Origin of the sequence: Pseudomonas sp. R76, assembly GCF_009834565.1 — a bacterium.
Lineage (GTDB): Bacteria > Pseudomonadota > Gammaproteobacteria > Pseudomonadales > Pseudomonadaceae > Aquipseudomonas.
Map to the genome: position 1 here is coordinate 944,039 of NZ_CP019428.1, position 16,212 is coordinate 960,250.

A 16,212-nucleotide genomic window follows, 5' to 3' on the forward strand; every position below is an offset into this window, starting at 1 on the left:
GCTGTACAAGTCAAATATTTTGTACAAGTATTTTTAGTGGCACTACTTCCAGCCGATTTTCCACGCCTCGGCGTTTTGCAGCGTTTGCCAGGCCAGGCGTTCAGCGCGACGCGTCATGACGGCTTGCAGCTCGATTTCGAGCACGGTGCCTTCCTCGTCACGAAACAGCTCGGTGACCAGGAAGTGTTTTTCCTTGTTGCGAGGCGCGGCTGCTGTCCACTTTGACAGCAGCAACTTGGCGGGATTGATGCGGTTCATTGCAGGTGCTCGATCAGGCGTCGCGCGGCCTCCTGGCCGCTGAGCCAGGCGCCTTCGACCCGCCCGGACAAGCACCAGTCGCCACACACGTACAGGCCCAGGTCGGCGTCGGCCAGCACCCCGAATTCGTGCGCGCTGGACGGTCGTGCGTAGAGCCAGCGATGCGCCAGGCTGAAGGACGGTGCGGGCATGGCGCTGTGCAGCAGTTCGGCGAAGGCACCGTGCAGGTGTTCGATCACGGCTTCCTTGGGCAGGTCGAGGTGCGCCTTGCTCCAGGTGCTGGTGGCGTGCAGCACCCAGGTGTCGAGTGTGGTGTCGCGCCCCGGTTTGCTGCGGTTGCGCGCCAGCCAATCCAGAGGGCTGTCTTGTACGAAGCAGCCTTCCATGGGCGTATCCAGGGGCTTGTCGAAGGCCAGGGCGATGGCCCAGGTCGGGTCCATTTTCACCCCGGCGGCGGCACTTGCCAGTTTGGGTGCGGCGGCCAGCAGCGCTGTGGCCTGTGGCGCCGGCGTGGCGATCACCACATGGCTGAACGGGCCGTGATTGCCGCCGTCTGCGTCGAGCAGGTTCCAGTGCTGTTTGCCCTGGAACACTTCGGTAATACGGCAACCGAACTCCACCGGCAAATCATCCAGCAACGCACGCGTGATCGCACTCATGCGCGGCGTGCCGACCCAGCGAATCTGCTCATCGGGGGAGGGCGTGAGTTGCCCGGACTTGAAGTTGTAGAGCTGAGGCTTCCACTGCTCCACCCAGCCGTTGCTTTGCCAGCGTTGCACTTCGTTGACGAAGCGCCGGTCGCGGGCGGTGAAGTACTGCGCGCCCATATCCAGCGCGCCGGCATCACTGCGCTTGCTGGACATGCGGCCGCCACTGCCGCGGCTTTTATCGAAGAGTTGCACAACGTGCCCCGCGTCTTGTAACGCTCGGGCGGCGGAGAGACCGGCGATGCCGGTGCCGATGATCGCGATGGGAACAGTCATGGGAGGCCTCGTTTTACCGTTGGGTACAGACTACGCCGACGCCCATAGCTGTACAATATTGTTTTTTGGTATAAGTTTTGGCGTACCTGTTCTTACGGCGTGGCCTATGGTTAAACCCTGGGCTTCAACCAAAAACCGCGCCGGATTACAAATGATCCCTCTCTATAAAATAGACCAGTGATCGGCGGCGAACGTTACATGAGGAGTGTCCCATGCACATTTTGCTGACCGGCGGTACAGGCTTGATCGGGCGTCAGCTTTGCCTGCGCTGGCTTGCCCAAGGGCATCGCCTGACCGTGTGGAGCCGCGAGCCGGACACCGTCGCCCAATGGTGCGGCCCTGAGGTGTTGGGGGTCGGCCGCTTGCAGGACGTGATCGGCCACGTGGACGCGGTGGTCAACCTGGCCGGCGCGCCCATCGCCGATCGCCCGTGGACCAAAAAACGCAAGGCATTGCTGTGGAGCAGCCGCATCAGCCTCACCGAAACCTTGCTTGCGTGGATGGAAGGCCTGTCGCAGAAACCGGCGGTGTTGATTTCCGGTTCCGCAGTGGGCTGGTACGGCGACGGCGGCGAGCGCGAATTGACCGAAGCCAGCGGCCCGGTGCAGGACGACTTCCCCAGCCAGCTGTGTATCGCCTGGGAAGAAACCGCCCTGCGCGCCGAAGCCATGGGCATTCGTGTGGTGCAGGTGCGCACGGGGTTGGTGCTGGCGGCCAAGGGCGGCTTTTTGTCGCGGCTGTTGCTGCCGTTCAAACTGGGGCTGGGCGGGCCTATCGGCAATGGTCGGCAGTGGATGCCGTGGGTGCATATAAAAGATCAAATCGCCCTGATTGATTTTCTTCTGCACAAGGAAGACGCCCGCGGTCCTTATAATGCCTGCGCGCCACACCCGGTGCGTAACCGCGATTTTGCCAAGACCTTGGGCCAGGTGCTGCACCGCCCTGCGTTTATGCCGATGCCGGCGTTTGCCTTGAAGGTCGGGCTGGGCGAGTTGTCCGGGTTGTTGCTGGGCGGTCAGAAGGCGGTTCCCGAACGGCTGCTGGCGGCCGGTTTCACTTTTCAGTTCACTGAGTTGCATGCGGCCCTGGAAGACTTGTCCAGCCGCCTCTAGCCATAGGATGTTGCATGACGGATCACGCGTTGTTACTGGTCAACCTGGGTTCACCGGCGTCCACTTCGGTGGCCGATGTGCGCAGTTACCTCAATCAGTTCCTGATGGACCCTTACGTGATCGACCTGCCGTGGCCGGTGCGACGGTTGCTGGTGTCGCTGATCCTGATCAAGCGCCCCGAGCAGTCGGCGCATGCCTATGCGTCCATCTGGTGGGACGAAGGCTCGCCGCTGGTGGTGCTGAGCCGTCGCCTGCAACAGCAAATGACGGCGCAGTGGACGCAGGGCCCGGTGGAATTGGCGATGCGTTACGGCGAACCGTCCCTTGAAACGACGTTGACGCGCCTCGCCGCCCAGGGCATTGAGAAAGTCACCCTCGCGCCGTTGTACCCGCAGTTTGCCGACAGCACCGTGACCACCGTGATTGAAGAGGCCCGGCGCGTGGTGCGCGAGAAAAAGCTCAAGGTGCAGTTCTCGATCCTGCAGCCGTTCTACGATCAGCCGGAATACCTGGATGCGCTGGTGGCGAGCGCCCGGCCGTATGTAGAGCAGGAATACGATCATTTACTGCTGAGTTTTCACGGCCTGCCGGAGCGTCATCTGACCAAGCTCGACCCTACCGGCCAGCATTGTTTCAAAGATGCGGACTGCTGCAAGAACGCCTCGCCGGAGGTGCTTGCTACCTGTTATCGCGCGCAATGCTTCAGCGTCGCCCGGAATTTTGCCGCGCGCATGGGCTTGCCGGAAGGTAAATGGTCGGTGGCGTTTCAATCCCGTCTGGGCCGCGCCAAGTGGATCGAACCCTACACCGAGGCGCGCCTTGAGGCCTTGGCCCAGCAAGGCGTGAAAAAGCTGCTGGTGATGTGCCCGGCATTTGTGGCGGACTGCATCGAGACGCTGGAAGAGATTGGTGATCGCGGGCTGGAGCAGTTCCGTGAAGCGGGCGGCGAGGAGTTGGTGCTGGTGCCGTGTCTTAATGATGATCCGCAGTGGGCGGCGGCGCTGAATACGCTGTGCGAGCGCGCGCCGTTGTCACTCTGACCAAGCCAAACGAGGACTAAATGTGGGAGCGGGCTTGCCTGCGATAGCATCACCTTGGTGTGCCTGATACACCAGGGTGCCTGCATCGCGGGCAAGCCCGACTCCCACAGTGTTTTGTAGTGTTTATTCGTGGTGTGGCTCACCCAGGAATGTAAGCGAGCTGAACAACCCGCGCGTCGCCACATCGGCATTGTCTTTGAGCGGGATCTCCACCTGCGCCGCAATCACATTCAACCCTTCATTCCTCACCAGCACCTGGGCGCGGCCATCCTTGTCGGTCTCGGTGCTCAAGGTGTTTGGCGCATTGCGATAGTCGCCCACCAACTTGATCCCCGCCGCCGGCTTGCCATCCAGCAGCACCCGCACCGGCAGTGAATGGCCCGGCCCTACGGTCAGCGGGTCAACTTCCGGCAGGATCAGCAGCTTGATCTGATCCAGTTTCGGCAACTTCGCCCCCGGCTGGTAAATCGCCAGGCTGTACTTGAACGTCTGCGTTGATTGAATGGCTCCCGGTACGTGGCTGCGGCCCTGGTTAATCCACTGCTTGTCCGGCGTTTGCGACCACATGCCGTTATCCAGGGCCACGGCTAACACGGCGGGCGATTTGAGTGGCTGGAGGCGTGCGTGGTCGGCCAGGCGCTCCACGGTGACCGGAATCATCCTGGCGCGGGCGTCATACGCCCAGGCGCCGCTGATTTTTTGCGCCTTGAAGGCGTTGTCCTCGGCGCCGTGGCCGTAGATCACTTCGATATTGCCGCGCCGTTGTTCGGTCCACAGGCCGTGGGCAGAAACGTGGCTGGCAAACAGCAGGCCGAGCACGGCCAGGGATTTCAGGGCTTGCATGGGGCGTCCTTTTACAGGTTGAGGGTCAGGCTGACGGTGACGTTGCGCGGCTCGCCGGGTGTGACCCAGTAATTGCTGTAGGAGCGCTCGTAGTACTTTTCGTCAAATACGTTGTTGAGGTTCAGGCCCACGGTGACGTTGTCGCTGGCCTTGTAATGCGCCAGCAGGTCGACGGTGTGGTAGGCGGGCAACTCAAACCGGCTGCCGGCTTCGCCGGAGCGATCGCCAACGTAGGTGAACGCCGCACCCAGGTCCGAACCGCGAAGCAGGCCATCCTGAAACTCATACACACCCAACAGACTGCCGCTGCGCTTGGCCACGCCAAGAATGCGGCTGCCGGTGGGGATGGCTTTGTCACCCTTGGTCACTTCGGCGTCGATGTAGGCGAAGGCGCCGATGACCCTTACCGCGTCAGTCAATTGCCCGGTCAGTTGCAGGTCGAAACCCTGGCTGCGTGCCTTGCCCATGGCGCGGTTAGTGTCGGTGGCCGGGTCCAGGGCCAGGACGTTTTGCTTGTCGATATGGAAGGCGGCGAGGGTGGTACTCAAGCGGTCGTCGAACAGCTCGCTCTTGATCCCCACTTCATAGCCCACGCCTTCTTCCGGCTTGAAGGATTTGCCGCCGGCGTCCAGGCCGTTGTTGGGCTTGAACGAGGTTGAGGCGTTGGCGAACACCCCGACTTGCGGGGTGAGCTGGTAGAGCAAACCGGCGCGCTGGGTGAGGGCGTCATGGGTTTGCCGGCTTTTGGCGTGGTTGCGGGCGAAGTCATCGGTGCTTTGTTCAACGTGTTCAAAGCGCGCACCGAGCATGCCGCGCAGCCGGTCGGTGAAGACGATCTGGTCCTGCAGGTTCAGCGCCTGGCTTTTCGTCTGTTCGAAGAAGTCGGTGCCGGTGCGTGCGCCGTTGGGTTTGGCCTGGCCATAGACCGGCTTATAGATGTCGATGGGGTAGAGGCTGCCGCCGATGGCCGTCACGCGTTCCTTTTTGCGGTAGTCCTCGTACTCGGTGCCGATCAACAGTTCGTGCTGCCAACTGCCGATGTCGAACAACCCGCGCAGTTCCAGCTGGGTAATGCTGTCGTGCCAACCGCTGGAGCGTTCGCGGTAGCGGCGGTTGACGGTATGGCCGTCGGCGTTCAGCGCGCGGCTTTCCGAGGCGTCGCCCCACAGGCTGCCCTGTTTGTAGTGGCTGGCGAGGCGCAGTTGCCAGGCGTCGTTGAGGTGATGTTCAAGGGCCGCCTGGAGGCGGTTGTTGTGGTTGCGGATGTTGCCGTCGTTGGGCTCGCCGAGGAAGGTGGAGCGCGACATACCGTGCGGCGCGACAATGCCGCGGTCGAAGGTTGAGCTGTGGCGTACGAATTCGCTTTCCACCAGCAGGCGCGTGTCCGGGCTCAACTGCCAACTGAAGGATGGCGCGACGAAGACGCGCTGGGCATCCACGTGATCGCGAAAGCTGTGGTTGTCTTCCACTGCCAGGTTGACCCGCGACAGCACGCGGCCTTCGCTGTCCAGCGGGGTATTTACGTCCAAGGCGGTGCGATAGCGGTCCCAACTGCCGGCGCTGGTTTGCACGGTGGTGAAGGCTTGCGGTTGGGGTTTCTTGGTGACGATATTGACTGTGCCGCCCGGATCGCCGCGCCCGTACAGGCTGGCAGCGGGGCCTTTGAGCACTTCAATGCGCTCGATATTGGCGGCGTCCGGCGTGCTCGGGTAGCCACGGTTGGCGCTGAAACCGTCCTGGTAGAACTCAGAGGTGGTGAAGCCACGCACGCTGTATTCGTAAAGCGTCAGGCCGCCGAAGTTGTTTTGCTTGGACACGCCGCCAGCAAATTCCAGCGCGCGCTCCACGCTGGTGCTGCCCAGGTCCTTGAGCACTGTGGCGGGAATTAAGCTGATGGATTGTGGGATGTCGCGCAGAGCGGTGTCAGTCTTGGTCGCGCTGGCCGAGCGGGTGGCGCGGTAGCCTTTGACCGGGCCGGTGGCGGATTCATAGGCGTCGGAGGTGACGCTGATGGTGTCCAGTTCTACGGTGTTGTCTTCAGCGTAGGCGGGGTCGAGCAGCAAACCCAAGGCCAGGCCGGCCATGGGGGCAATTCTTCGAGACGGCATGATAGAGCGTTCCAATGTCTATATTGAAACAATATAACATGCCTAATGAGAATGGATTTCTTTTGAAATATTAGGTTACAGGAGCCCGCGAACGGGCTCCCAAGAACCGTTATTCCTCTTCTTTCACCGGCGCCGGTGGTGGGCGCAAGCCGATTTCCGCCAGCAGTTTTATCTCTTTACCGTTGCGCATCACCTGGATTGCCACCTTGTCGGTCGGCTTGATCCGCGCCACCTGATTCATCGACTTGCGGCCATCACCGGCCGGCTCGCCATCGATGCTGAGGATCACATCGCCCAACTGCAGGCCGGCTTTCTGCGCCGGGCCGTCGCGGAAGATACCGGCGACCACGATGCCTGGGCGTCCGGTCAAGCCGAACGACTCAGCCAACTCTTTAGTCAGCGGCTGTACTTCAATGCCCAGCCAGCCGCGAATCACCTGGCCGTGCTCGATGATCGACTTCATCACTTCCATCGCCAGCTTCACCGGGATCGCAAAACCGATGCCCTGGGAGCCGCCGGACTTGGAGAAAATCGCGGTGTTGATGCCGGTCAGGTTGCCATTGGCATCCACCAGCGCGCCGCCGGAGTTGCCCGGGTTGATCGCCGCGTCGGTCTGGATAAAGTCTTCGTAGCTGTTGAGCCCCAACTGGTTACGCCCGGTGGCGCTGATGATGCCCATGGTCACCGTCTGGCCGACGCCGAACGGGTTGCCGATGGCCAGCGCCACATCACCGACGCGCAGCCCTTCGGAGCGGCCGATGGTGATCGACGGCAGGCTCTTCAAATCGATTTTCAGCACCGCGAGGTCGGTTTCCGGATCGCTGCCGACCACGCGGGCCAGGGTTTCGCGGCCGTCGCGCAAGGCCACCACAATCTGGTCGGCGCCGGTGGTCACGTGGTTGTTGGTGAGGATGTAGCCTTCCGGGCTCATGATCACCCCGGAACCAAGGCTGGACTCCATGCGGCGCTGCTTGGGCCCGTTATCGCCGAAATAGCGGCGAAATTGCGGGTCTTCAAACAACGGGTGCGCCGGTTTGTTGATGACTTTGGTGGTGTACAGGTTGACCACCGCGGGCGCGGCGATGACCACGGCGTCGGCATAAGTCACCGGACCTTGCACTACCGAGTTGGTTTGCGGGGCTTGTTGCAGGTTCACATCCAGGCTGGGTAAGCCCACCCACTGGGGATAACGCTGAATAATCAGCATCGCGATCAGCACGCCAGCCAACAATGGCCATCCAAAAAAACGCAGTGCCTTGAGCATCAAGTAAGTCCTGACAGGTTGCAGGGGGCGGGAGAGCGCCCATAATGTCGCGCATTATACGAGGCTGCGAGCGCCTCGGAACGGGATATTTAGGAGTCTTTTATGGCCGTCCCCCTTACCACCCTCGTCGAGGAAGCGGACCGCTACCTCGGCAGTGCAAAAATTGCCGATTATTGCCCCAATGGCCTGCAGGTCGAGGGTCGCCCGCAGGTGATGCGCATCGTCAGCGGCGTGACCGCCAGCCAAGCCCTGCTGGACGCCGCCGTCGAGGCCCAGGCCGACTTGGTGCTGGTGCACCACGGTTATTTCTGGAAAGGCGAAAACCCGTGCATCACCGGCATGAAGCAGCGCCGCCTGAAAACCCTGCTCAAACACGACATCAGTTTGCTCGCCTACCACCTGCCGCTGGACCTGCACGCTGAGGTGGGCAATAACGTGCAACTGGCCCGCCAGCTGGACATCACCGTCGAAGGCCCGCTGGACCCGAGCAACCCGAAAATCGTAGGCCTGGTCGGCTCCCTCGCCGAGCCGTTGTCGCCTCGCGACTTCGCCCGCCGTGTGCAGGACGTGATGGGCCGCGAGCCACTGCTGATCGAAGGCAGCGAAATGATCCGCCGTGTCGGCTGGTGCACGGGCGGTGGCCAGGGCTACATCGACGACGCGATTGCGGCCGGCGTCGACCTGTATTTGAGCGGCGAAGCCTCCGAGCAAACCTTCCACAGCGCGCGGGAAAACGACATCAGTTTCATCGCCGCCGGGCACCACGCCACTGAGCGCTACGGTGTCCAGGCGTTGGGCGATTACCTGGCCCGACGGTTTGCCCTGGAACACCTTTTCATCGATTGCCCCAACCCGATCTAAGCCTCGCCACTGGCCCAATGTGGGAGCTGGCTTGCCTGCGATGCGAGCAACTCGGTACATCTGGCACACCGGGTGGATGCCATCGCAGGCAAGCCAGCTCCCACACAAGCCAGCTCCCACCGCTGGGCGAGTTTCACGCCAAACCCAGTGGCATATTCATATACCGTTTCGATCTAGCCAGCTCCCTGAATAGAAGAAGGTGCTGTGCTAGCATGCCTCGCTCGAACACGGCCCGCTGGCCGTCCATAAGATCGTTTTTCCGTGAGTAGCCATGGTCGACAAACTGACGCATCTGAAACAGCTGGAGGCGGAAAGCATCCACATCATCCGCGAGGTCGCCGCCGAGTTCGACAACCCGGTGATGCTCTACTCGATCGGTAAAGACTCCGCCGTGATGCTGCATCTGGCGCGCAAGGCTTTCTTCCCGGGCAAGCTGCCGTTCCCGGTGATGCACGTCGACACCCGCTGGAAATTCCAGGAGATGTACAAGTTCCGCGACAAGATGGTCGAAGAGCTGGGCCTGGACCTGATCACCCACGTCAACCAGGATGGCGTGGCGCAGGGCATCAACCCGTTCACCCACGGCAGTGCCAAGCACACCGACATCATGAAAACCGAAGGCCTCAAGCAGGCCCTGGACAAGCATGGTTTCGACGCAGCCTTTGGCGGTGCCCGTCGCGATGAAGAGAAATCCCGCGCCAAAGAGCGTGTGTACTCGTTCCGCGACAGCAAGCACCGCTGGGACCCGAAAAACCAGCGCCCGGAGCTGTGGAACGTCTACAACGGCAACGTCAACAAGGGTGAGTCGATCCGTGTGTTCCCGCTGTCCAACTGGACCGAGCTGGACATCTGGCAGTACATCTACCTCGAAGGCATCCCGATTGTGCCGCTGTATTTTGCCGCCGAGCGCGACGTGATCGAGAAGAACGGCACGTTGATCATGATCGACGACGACCGCATCCTCGAGCACTTGTCTGACGAAGACAAAGCCCGAATCGTCAAAAAGAAAGTACGTTTCCGTACCCTTGGCTGCTACCCGTTGACGGGCGCGGTGGAGTCCGAAGCCGAGACGCTGACGGACATCATTCAGGAAATGCTCCTGACGCGAACTTCCGAGCGCCAGGGCCGTGTCATCGACCACGATGGTGCAGGCTCGATGGAAGATAAAAAACGTCAAGGCTATTTCTAAGGGGCTGTCATGTCGCACGTATCTGATTTGATCAGCGAGGACATCCTCGCCTACCTGGGCCAGCACGAGCGCAAGGAAATGTTGCGCTTCCTGACCTGCGGCAACGTCGACGACGGCAAGAGCACCCTGATCGGGCGCCTGCTGCACGACTCCAAGATGATCTACGAAGATCACCTGGAAGCCATCACCCGCGATTCGAAGAAGTCCGGCACCACCGGTGACGACATCGACCTGGCGTTGCTGGTCGACGGCCTGCAGGCTGAGCGCGAGCAGGGCATCACCATCGATGTTGCCTACCGCTACTTCTCCACCGCCAAGCGCAAATTCATCATCGCCGACACCCCCGGCCATGAGCAGTACACCCGCAACATGGCCACCGGTGCCTCTACCTGTGACCTGGCGATTATCCTGATCGACGCCCGCTACGGCGTGCAGACCCAGACCCGTCGCCACAGCTTTATTGCTTCGCTGCTGGGTATCAAGCACATCGTGGTGGCCGTCAACAAGATGGACATCAATGGCTTTGACCAAAGCATCTTCGAGCAGATCAAGGCCGATTACCTGAAGTTCGCCGAGGGCATCGCGTTCAAGCCGAGCACCATGGCGTTCGTACCGATGTCGGCGCTCAAGGGCGACAACGTGGTGAACAAGAGCGAGCGTTCGCCTTGGTACACCGGCCAGTCGCTGATGGAGATTCTCGAAAGCGTCGAGATCGCCAACGACCGCAACTACACCGACCTGCGTTTCCCGGTGCAGTACGTCAACCGTCCGAACCTGAACTTCCGTGGTTTCGCCGGCACCCTGGCCAGCGGCATCGTGCACAAAGGCGACGAAGTCGTGGTGCTGCCGTCGGGCAAGAGCAGCCGCGTCAAATCCATCGTCACCTTTGAAGGTGAGCTGGAACACGCCGGCCCAGGCCAGGCCGTGACCCTGACCATGGAAGACGAGATCGACATCTCCCGTGGCGACCTGCTGGTGCATGCCGACAACGTGCCGCAAGTGACCGACGCCTTCGACGCCATGCTGGTGTGGATGGCCGAAGAGCCGATGCTGCCGGGCAAGAAATACGACATCAAGCGCGCCACCAGCTACGTGCCGGGTTCCATCACCAGCATCGTGCACCGTGTGGACGTGAACACCCTGGCCGAAGGCCCGGCAAGTTCGCTGCAGTTGAACGAGATCGGCCGGGTCAAGGTCAGCCTCGACGCCGCCATCGCGCTCGACGGCTACGACAGCAACCGCACCACCGGTGCGTTTATCGTCATCGACCGGTTGACCAACGGCACCGTGGCTGCGGGCATGATCATTGCGCCGCCGGTCAATCATGGCGGTTCTGCGCAGCACGGCAGCCTTGCTCATGTCGCCACCGAAGAGCGTGCTCTGCGCTTTGGCCAGCAGCCGGCCACCGTGTTGTTCAGCGGCCTGTCGGGCGCGGGTAAAAGCACCTTGGCCTACGCGGTTGAACGCAAGCTGTTCGACATGGGCCGTGCGGTATTTGTGCTGGATGGCCAGAACCTGCGTCACGACCTGAACAAGGGCTTGCCGCAGGACCGCGCCGGGCGCACCGAGAACTGGCGTCGTGCCGCTCACGTGGCGCGCCAGTTCAACGAAGCCGGCCTGCTGACCCTGGCTGCTTTCGTTGCTCCGGATGCCGAAGGCCGTGAACAGGCCAAGGCGCTGATCGGTGCCGACCGCCTGCTCACCGTTTACGTGCAAGCGTCGCCGCTGGTGTGCGCCGAGCGTGACCCGCAAGGCTTGTACGCTGCCGGCGGGGATAACATCCCTGGCGAATCCTTCCCGTACGACGTGCCGTTGAATGCCGATCTGGTGATCGACACCCAGGCCCTGTCGCTGGAAGACAGCGTCAAGCAAGTGCTGGAATTGTTGCGTCAGCGCGGCGCGATCTAAACCTCGCCGCCACAAAAAAGCCCGCCACCGAGCACTCGGTGGCGGGCTGATCGTTCCCATGCTCTGCGTGGGAATGCCGCTTTGGACGCTCTGCGTCCGCTCTTGAGGTCGTGACGCGGAGCGTCACAGGAAGCATTCCCACGCAGAGCGTGGGAACGATCATCTGGCAGGGTAATCGGTGTGCAGCTTCTCCAGCAACGCATCCTTGTCTTCCCACAGCTGGTTGATCCAGCCCTGAAACGCCAACCGATACTCACCATCCTGCTCGTAATTCTTGCCGATAAACCCGGCCGGAATCTGCACCTCTTCAAAGTGCACCACCACATCCTTCACATTCCCACAGAGCAAATCCCAATACCCCGGGCGCCCGGCAGGGTAGTGAATCGTCACGTTCACCAGTGATTTCAACTGCTCACCCATGGCATCCAGCACAAACGCGATCCCGCCGGCCTTGGGCTTGAGCAAATAGCGAAATGGGGATTTCTGCTGGGCATGCTTGCCCGGCGTAAACCGTGTGCCTTCGGCAAAGTTGAATATGCCCACCGGGTTGTCGCGAAACTTCGCACAGGTCTTGCGCGTGGTTACCAGGTCTTTGCCTTTCTTCTCCGGGTGCTTCTCCAAGTAGGCCTTGGTGTAGCGCTTCATGAACGGAAAGCCCAACGCCCACCACGCCAGGCCGATCACCGGCACCCAGATCAACTCCTGCTTGAGGAAGAACTTCAACGGGCGAATGCGTCGATTGAGCAAGTACTGCAGCACCATGATGTCCACCCAACTCTGGTGGTTACTGGTCACCAGGTATGAGTGCTGATAGTCCAACCCCTCAAGGCCAGTCAGGTGCCAGCGCGTGCGGCGTACCAGGTTCATCCAGCCCTTGTTGTTGGTGACCCAGGCTTCATGGGTGTGGTTCATCAGCCATTCACTGAAGCGCTTGGCAAACGGCAGCGCCTTGAACAGCGCGACGATAAACAGAAACGAGCACAGCAGGATCGTGTTCAGCGCCAACAACAAGGACGCGATCACCCCGCGCACGGCGGCAGGTAGAAAATCCAGCATTTAGATATCCATAGGTCGGTTGGCGGCTTGAATCGCAGTCAGTGCGATGGTGTAAACGATGTCGTCGACCTGAGCGCCGCGCGGCAGGTCGTTCACCGGTTTGCGCAGGCCTTGCAGCATCGGCCCCAGGCTTACGCAATCGGCGCTGCGTTGCACGGCTTTGTGCGTGGTGTTGCCGGTGTTCAGGTCCGGGAACACAAACACCGTGGCTTTGCCGGCGACCAGGCTGTTGGGCGCCAGCTGCCGTGCGACGGTTTCGTTGGCGGCGGCGTCGTACTGCAACGGCCCGTCGATCAGCAACGAGCTTTGCTGTTCGTGGGCGAGCAGGGTGGCTTCACGAACTTTTTCCACTTCTTCGCCGCTGGCCGAGTCACCGCTGGAATAGCTGATCATTGCCACGCGCGGGGTAATGCCGAACGCGGCGGCCGAGTCGGCGCTTTGCAGGGCGATTTCCGCGAGTTCCGCAGCGCTCGGGTGCGGGTTCATCACGCAGTCGCCGTACACCAGCACCTGCTCGGGGAACAACATGAAGAACACCGACGACACCAGGGTGCAGCCCGGCGCCGTTTTGATCAGTTGCAGGGCAGGGCGGATGGTGTTGGCAGTGGAGTGAATGACGCCGGAAACCAGGCCGTCCACTTCGTCCAACGCGAGCATCATCGTGGCGATCACTACGGTGTCTTCCAGTTGCTGCTCGGCCATCGGCGCGTTGAGGCTCTTGCTCTTGCGCAGCGCGACCATCGGTTCGACATAACGCTGGCGAATCAGGTCCGGGTCGAGAATCTCCAGGCCTTCGGGCAGCTCGATGCCGTGGGCGCGGGCGACCGCTTCTACATCGGCTGGCTTGGCCAGCAACACGCAGCGAGCAATGCCGCGCGCCTGACAGATGGCGGCAGCTTGCACAGTCAGCGGCTCGCTGCCTTCGGGCAACACAATGCGTTTGTTGGCGGCCTGGGCGCGCTGGATCAGTTGATAACGGAATACGGCAGGCGACAGGCGCATCTCCCGTGGCGTGCCGCAGCGCTGGTGCAGCCAGCGCGCATCGAGGTGGCTGGCGACAAAGTCAGTGATGATTTCCGCACGCTCGCGGTCATCAATCGGGATCTCTTTGTTCAGGCTGTTGAGCTGATTGGCGGTGTCGTAGGAGCCGGTGCTCACGGACAGTACTGGCAGCCCGGCCTGGAACGCGCCACGGCACAGATCCATGATGCGTGGGTCGGGCAGCGTGTCGCTGGTCAGCAACAGCCCGGCCAGCGGTACACCGTTGATTGCGGCCAGGCTGACCGCGAGGATGATATCGTCGCGATCGCCTGGGGTTACCACCAGCACGCCGGGTTTGAGCAGCTCCACGGTGTTACGCATGGTGCGGGCACAGATGATGATCTTGGTCATGCGCCGGCTTTCATAATCGCCGGCGTTGAGGATCTGTGCGCCCATCAGGTCAGCCACGTCGCGGGTGCGCGGCGCGTTGAGTTCGGGCTGGTAGGGAATGCAGCCGAGCAGGCGGAAGTCACCGCTGCGCAACAGGGGCGAATGCTCTTTGAGGCGCGCCGAGAAGGCTTCCATGCTTTCGTCGGTGCGCACTTTATTGAGGATTACGCCCAGCACTTTCGGGTCTTTGGGGCCGCCGAACAGCTGGGCCTGCAATTCCACGCGGCCGGACAGCTCGGTGAGCACTTCGTTTTCCGGCGCCGACACCAGGATCACTTCGGCATCGAGGCTCTTGGCCAGGTGCAGGTTGACCCGCGCCGCATAGCTGGCGCTGCGGGTCGGCACCATGCCTTCGACGATCAGCACGTCCTTGCCCACAGCGGCTTGCTGGTAAAGAGTGATGATCTCTTCGAGCAGCTCGTCGAGCTGGCCGTCACCGAGCATGCGCTCCACATGGGCCAGGCCCAGCGGTTGAGGCGGTTTCAGGCCGTGGGTGCGCGCCACCAGTTCGGTGGAGCGTTCGGGGCCGGTGTCGCCCGGGTGCGGCTGGGCAATCGGTTTGAAGAAGCCGACTTTCAGCCCGGCCCGTTCAAGGGTACGCACCAGCCCAAGGCTGATGGAGGTCAGACCCACACCAAAATCGGTGGGCGCGATAAAAAAAGTCTGCATGCGAATTCTCTGGAGGTGCATGGCTTCGGTGGCGCTCTATGGCTGAGTACCTACCGGGAATCAGACGCCAAGGTTATCGTTATTCGTGCTGTTGCGCACACCAGCCGCACGCAAAGGGTTGGCCTATTTTTTCAAGGCGTTGCGCGGGGTCGAGTACCCAGGCGCGGGACTGCCAGGGCGGCTGGTGGCGCAGGTGTTGGGTGTGGCCGCAGGACAGCTCGGCGACCCAGTGCCCGTCGTCATCCTGTCGGAAGCCGATGATGAAGGATGCCGTTGATCGGCCCCGTCTGTCCGGGTTGTGTTCGCTTTCGGGCAAATCCTTGTTTAGACTTGTCCGTTCTTCATTCTTATGCAAAAGGTCTCGCCCCATGACGATCGCCGCTAACAAGGCTGTCTCCATCGACTATACCCTGACCAACGACGCTGGTGAGGTCATCGACAGCTCCGCCGGCGGCGCGCCGCTGGTCTACCTGCAAGGCGCAGGTAACATCATCCCGGGCCTGGAGAAGGCTCTGGAAGGCAAGAGCGTCGGTGACGAACTGACCGTCGCCGTAGAACCTGAAGATGCTTACGGCGAATACTCCGCCGAACTGGTCAGCACCTTGAGCCGCAGCATGTTCGAAGGCGTTGACGAGCTGGAAGTGGGCATGCAGTTCCACGCTTCCGCGCCGGACGGCCAAATGCAGATCGTCACCATCCGCGACCTGGACGGCGACGACGTGACTGTCGACGGTAACCACCCTCTGGCTGGCCAGCGCCTGAACTTCCAGGTGAAGATCGTTGCCATCCGTGATGCTTCCCAGGAAGAAGTGGCCCACGGCCACGTTCACGGTGAAGGCGGTCATCACCATTGATTGTGGTTTGATCAATAGGTAGCAAAACGCCCCGACTGGTTCGGGGCGTTTTTTTTGCCTTGAAAATGCACCGCAGTCCAAATGTGGGAGCGGGCTTGCCCGCGATAGCGGTGTATCAGCCAGGTATTCGGTGACTGACACACTGTCATCGCGGGCAAGCCCGCTCCCACAAGGAGAGCTGTGGTGATTCTGTAGGCAAACAAAAATGCCCCGGACCTTTCGGTACGGGGCATTTCTTAACTGTTACGCAACCTGGGTTACGCGGCAGTTGTTACCACTTAGGCTGCTGCAGCGACGTTCAGAGCCTTGATGTGGCCATTCAGGCGGCTCTTATGACGAGCGGCCTTGTTCTTGTGGATGATGCCTTTATCGGCCATACGGTCGATAACTGGCACGGCCAGAACGTAAGCAGCTTGGGCTTTTTCAGCGTCTTTGGTGTCGATGGCTTTAACTACATTCTTGATGTAGGTACGAACCATGGAACGCAGGCTGGCGTTGTGGCTGCGACGCTTCTCAGCCTGTTTTGCACGTTTTTTGGCGGAAGGTGTGTTGGCCACCGTCGAGCTCCTCGAAAGACTTTTTAGGAAATAGCAAACAAAATAGGCCGCGAATCATGCCGATGACTTGATGGGTTGT

At 61.2% G+C, this 16,212-nt stretch carries 15 protein-coding genes; 6 read left to right on the forward strand and 9 right to left on the reverse strand.

Going from position 1 to position 16,212, the window contains the following annotated elements; all coding sequences use genetic code 11:
* Positions 1–42 precede the first annotated feature (42 nt).
* Together PspR76_RS04110 and PspR76_RS04115 are read right to left on the reverse strand one after the other, a co-directional pair.
* Positions 43–258 carry a TIGR02450 family Trp-rich protein gene (locus PspR76_RS04110; RefSeq protein ID WP_159954085.1) on the reverse strand — a complete coding sequence of 72 codons (216 nt, stop codon included), beginning with the start codon at positions 256–258 and terminating at the stop codon, positions 43–45.
* A complete protein-coding gene (locus PspR76_RS04115; RefSeq protein WP_159954086.1) occupies positions 255–1,241 on the reverse strand; it encodes an NAD(P)/FAD-dependent oxidoreductase in 987 nt (328 codons plus the stop codon). Before PspR76_RS04115 ends, PspR76_RS04110 begins: the two co-directional genes overlap by 4 nt.
* Before the next feature lie 212 nt (positions 1,242–1,453).
* On the opposite strand from PspR76_RS04115, the gene PspR76_RS04120 reads away from it, so the two are divergent.
* On the forward strand, positions 1,454–2,353 hold the full coding sequence (locus tag PspR76_RS04120; RefSeq protein ID WP_159954087.1) for a TIGR01777 family oxidoreductase: 900 nt from the start codon (positions 1,454–1,456) through the stop codon (positions 2,351–2,353).
* A gap of 14 nt (positions 2,354–2,367) precedes the next feature.
* Positions 2,368–3,393 carry a ferrochelatase gene (gene hemH, locus PspR76_RS04125; protein WP_159954088.1) on the forward strand — a complete coding sequence of 342 codons (1,026 nt, stop codon included), beginning with the start codon at positions 2,368–2,370 and terminating at the stop codon, positions 3,391–3,393.
* A 123-nt stretch (positions 3,394–3,516) separates the two neighbouring features.
* Here hemH and PspR76_RS04130 read toward each other — a convergent pair whose 3' ends face one another.
* The 3 genes from PspR76_RS04130 to algW form a co-directional block, all read right to left on the reverse strand.
* Entirely contained in the window at positions 3,517–4,236 is a 720-nt protein-coding gene (locus tag PspR76_RS04130) for a DUF4198 domain-containing protein (protein WP_159954089.1), read from the reverse strand.
* 11 nt (positions 4,237–4,247) lie between these two features.
* Positions 4,248–6,344, reverse strand: a complete 2,097-nt coding sequence (locus PspR76_RS04135; RefSeq protein ID WP_159954090.1) for a TonB-dependent siderophore receptor — start codon at positions 6,342–6,344, stop codon at positions 4,248–4,250.
* A gap of 109 nt (positions 6,345–6,453) precedes the next feature.
* Positions 6,454–7,608 (reverse strand): Do family serine endopeptidase AlgW, encoded by a 1,155-nt coding sequence (gene algW, locus PspR76_RS04140; RefSeq protein WP_159954091.1) that lies wholly within the window; start codon positions 7,606–7,608, stop codon positions 6,454–6,456.
* 102 nt (positions 7,609–7,710) lie between these two features.
* Here algW and PspR76_RS04145 point away from each other — a divergent pair, with 102 nt between their 5' ends.
* The 3 genes from PspR76_RS04145 (at position 7,711) to cysN (ending at position 11,566) form a co-directional block, all read left to right on the forward strand.
* On the forward strand, positions 7,711–8,469 hold the full coding sequence (locus tag PspR76_RS04145; protein WP_159954092.1) for a Nif3-like dinuclear metal center hexameric protein: 759 nt from the start codon (positions 7,711–7,713) through the stop codon (positions 8,467–8,469).
* Positions 8,470–8,740: 271 nt separating this feature from the next.
* On the forward strand, positions 8,741–9,658 hold the full coding sequence (gene cysD / locus PspR76_RS04150; RefSeq protein WP_159954093.1) for a sulfate adenylyltransferase subunit CysD: 918 nt from the start codon (positions 8,741–8,743) through the stop codon (positions 9,656–9,658).
* 9 nt (positions 9,659–9,667) lie between these two features.
* Positions 9,668–11,566: a sulfate adenylyltransferase subunit CysN gene (cysN, locus tag PspR76_RS04155; RefSeq protein WP_159954094.1), complete on the forward strand. Its 1,899-nt coding sequence runs from the start codon at positions 9,668–9,670 to the stop codon at positions 11,564–11,566.
* Positions 11,567–11,725: 159 nt separating this feature from the next.
* Here cysN and PspR76_RS04160 read toward each other — a convergent pair whose 3' ends face one another.
* The 3 genes from PspR76_RS04160 to PspR76_RS04170 form a co-directional block, all read right to left on the reverse strand.
* Positions 11,726–12,622, reverse strand: coding sequence for an acyltransferase (locus PspR76_RS04160; protein WP_159954095.1), 897 nt, complete (start codon positions 12,620–12,622; stop codon positions 11,726–11,728).
* A complete protein-coding gene (pta, locus tag PspR76_RS04165) occupies positions 12,623–14,722 on the reverse strand; it encodes a phosphate acetyltransferase (RefSeq protein WP_159954096.1) in 2,100 nt (699 codons plus the stop codon).
* Between the two features lie 79 nt (positions 14,723–14,801).
* Positions 14,802–15,092 carry a DUF3565 domain-containing protein gene (locus PspR76_RS04170; RefSeq protein ID WP_159961317.1) on the reverse strand — a complete coding sequence of 97 codons (291 nt, stop codon included), beginning with the start codon at positions 15,090–15,092 and terminating at the stop codon, positions 14,802–14,804.
* On the opposite strand from PspR76_RS04170, the gene PspR76_RS04175 reads away from it, so the two are divergent.
* The gene (locus PspR76_RS04175) at positions 15,091–15,576 is read left to right on the forward strand and encodes an FKBP-type peptidyl-prolyl cis-trans isomerase (protein WP_027606858.1); all 486 of its coding nucleotides are present in this window, start codon (positions 15,091–15,093) and stop codon (positions 15,574–15,576) included. The genes PspR76_RS04170 and PspR76_RS04175 overlap by 2 nt on opposite strands.
* A gap of 278 nt (positions 15,577–15,854) precedes the next feature.
* Here the strand turns inward: PspR76_RS04175 and rpsT are convergent, their stop codons facing one another.
* Complete coding sequence (gene rpsT, locus PspR76_RS04180; protein WP_003171647.1) at positions 15,855–16,133, reverse strand: 30S ribosomal protein S20; 279 nt, start codon at positions 16,131–16,133, stop codon at positions 15,855–15,857.
* Between the last annotated feature and the right edge of the window lie 79 nt (positions 16,134–16,212).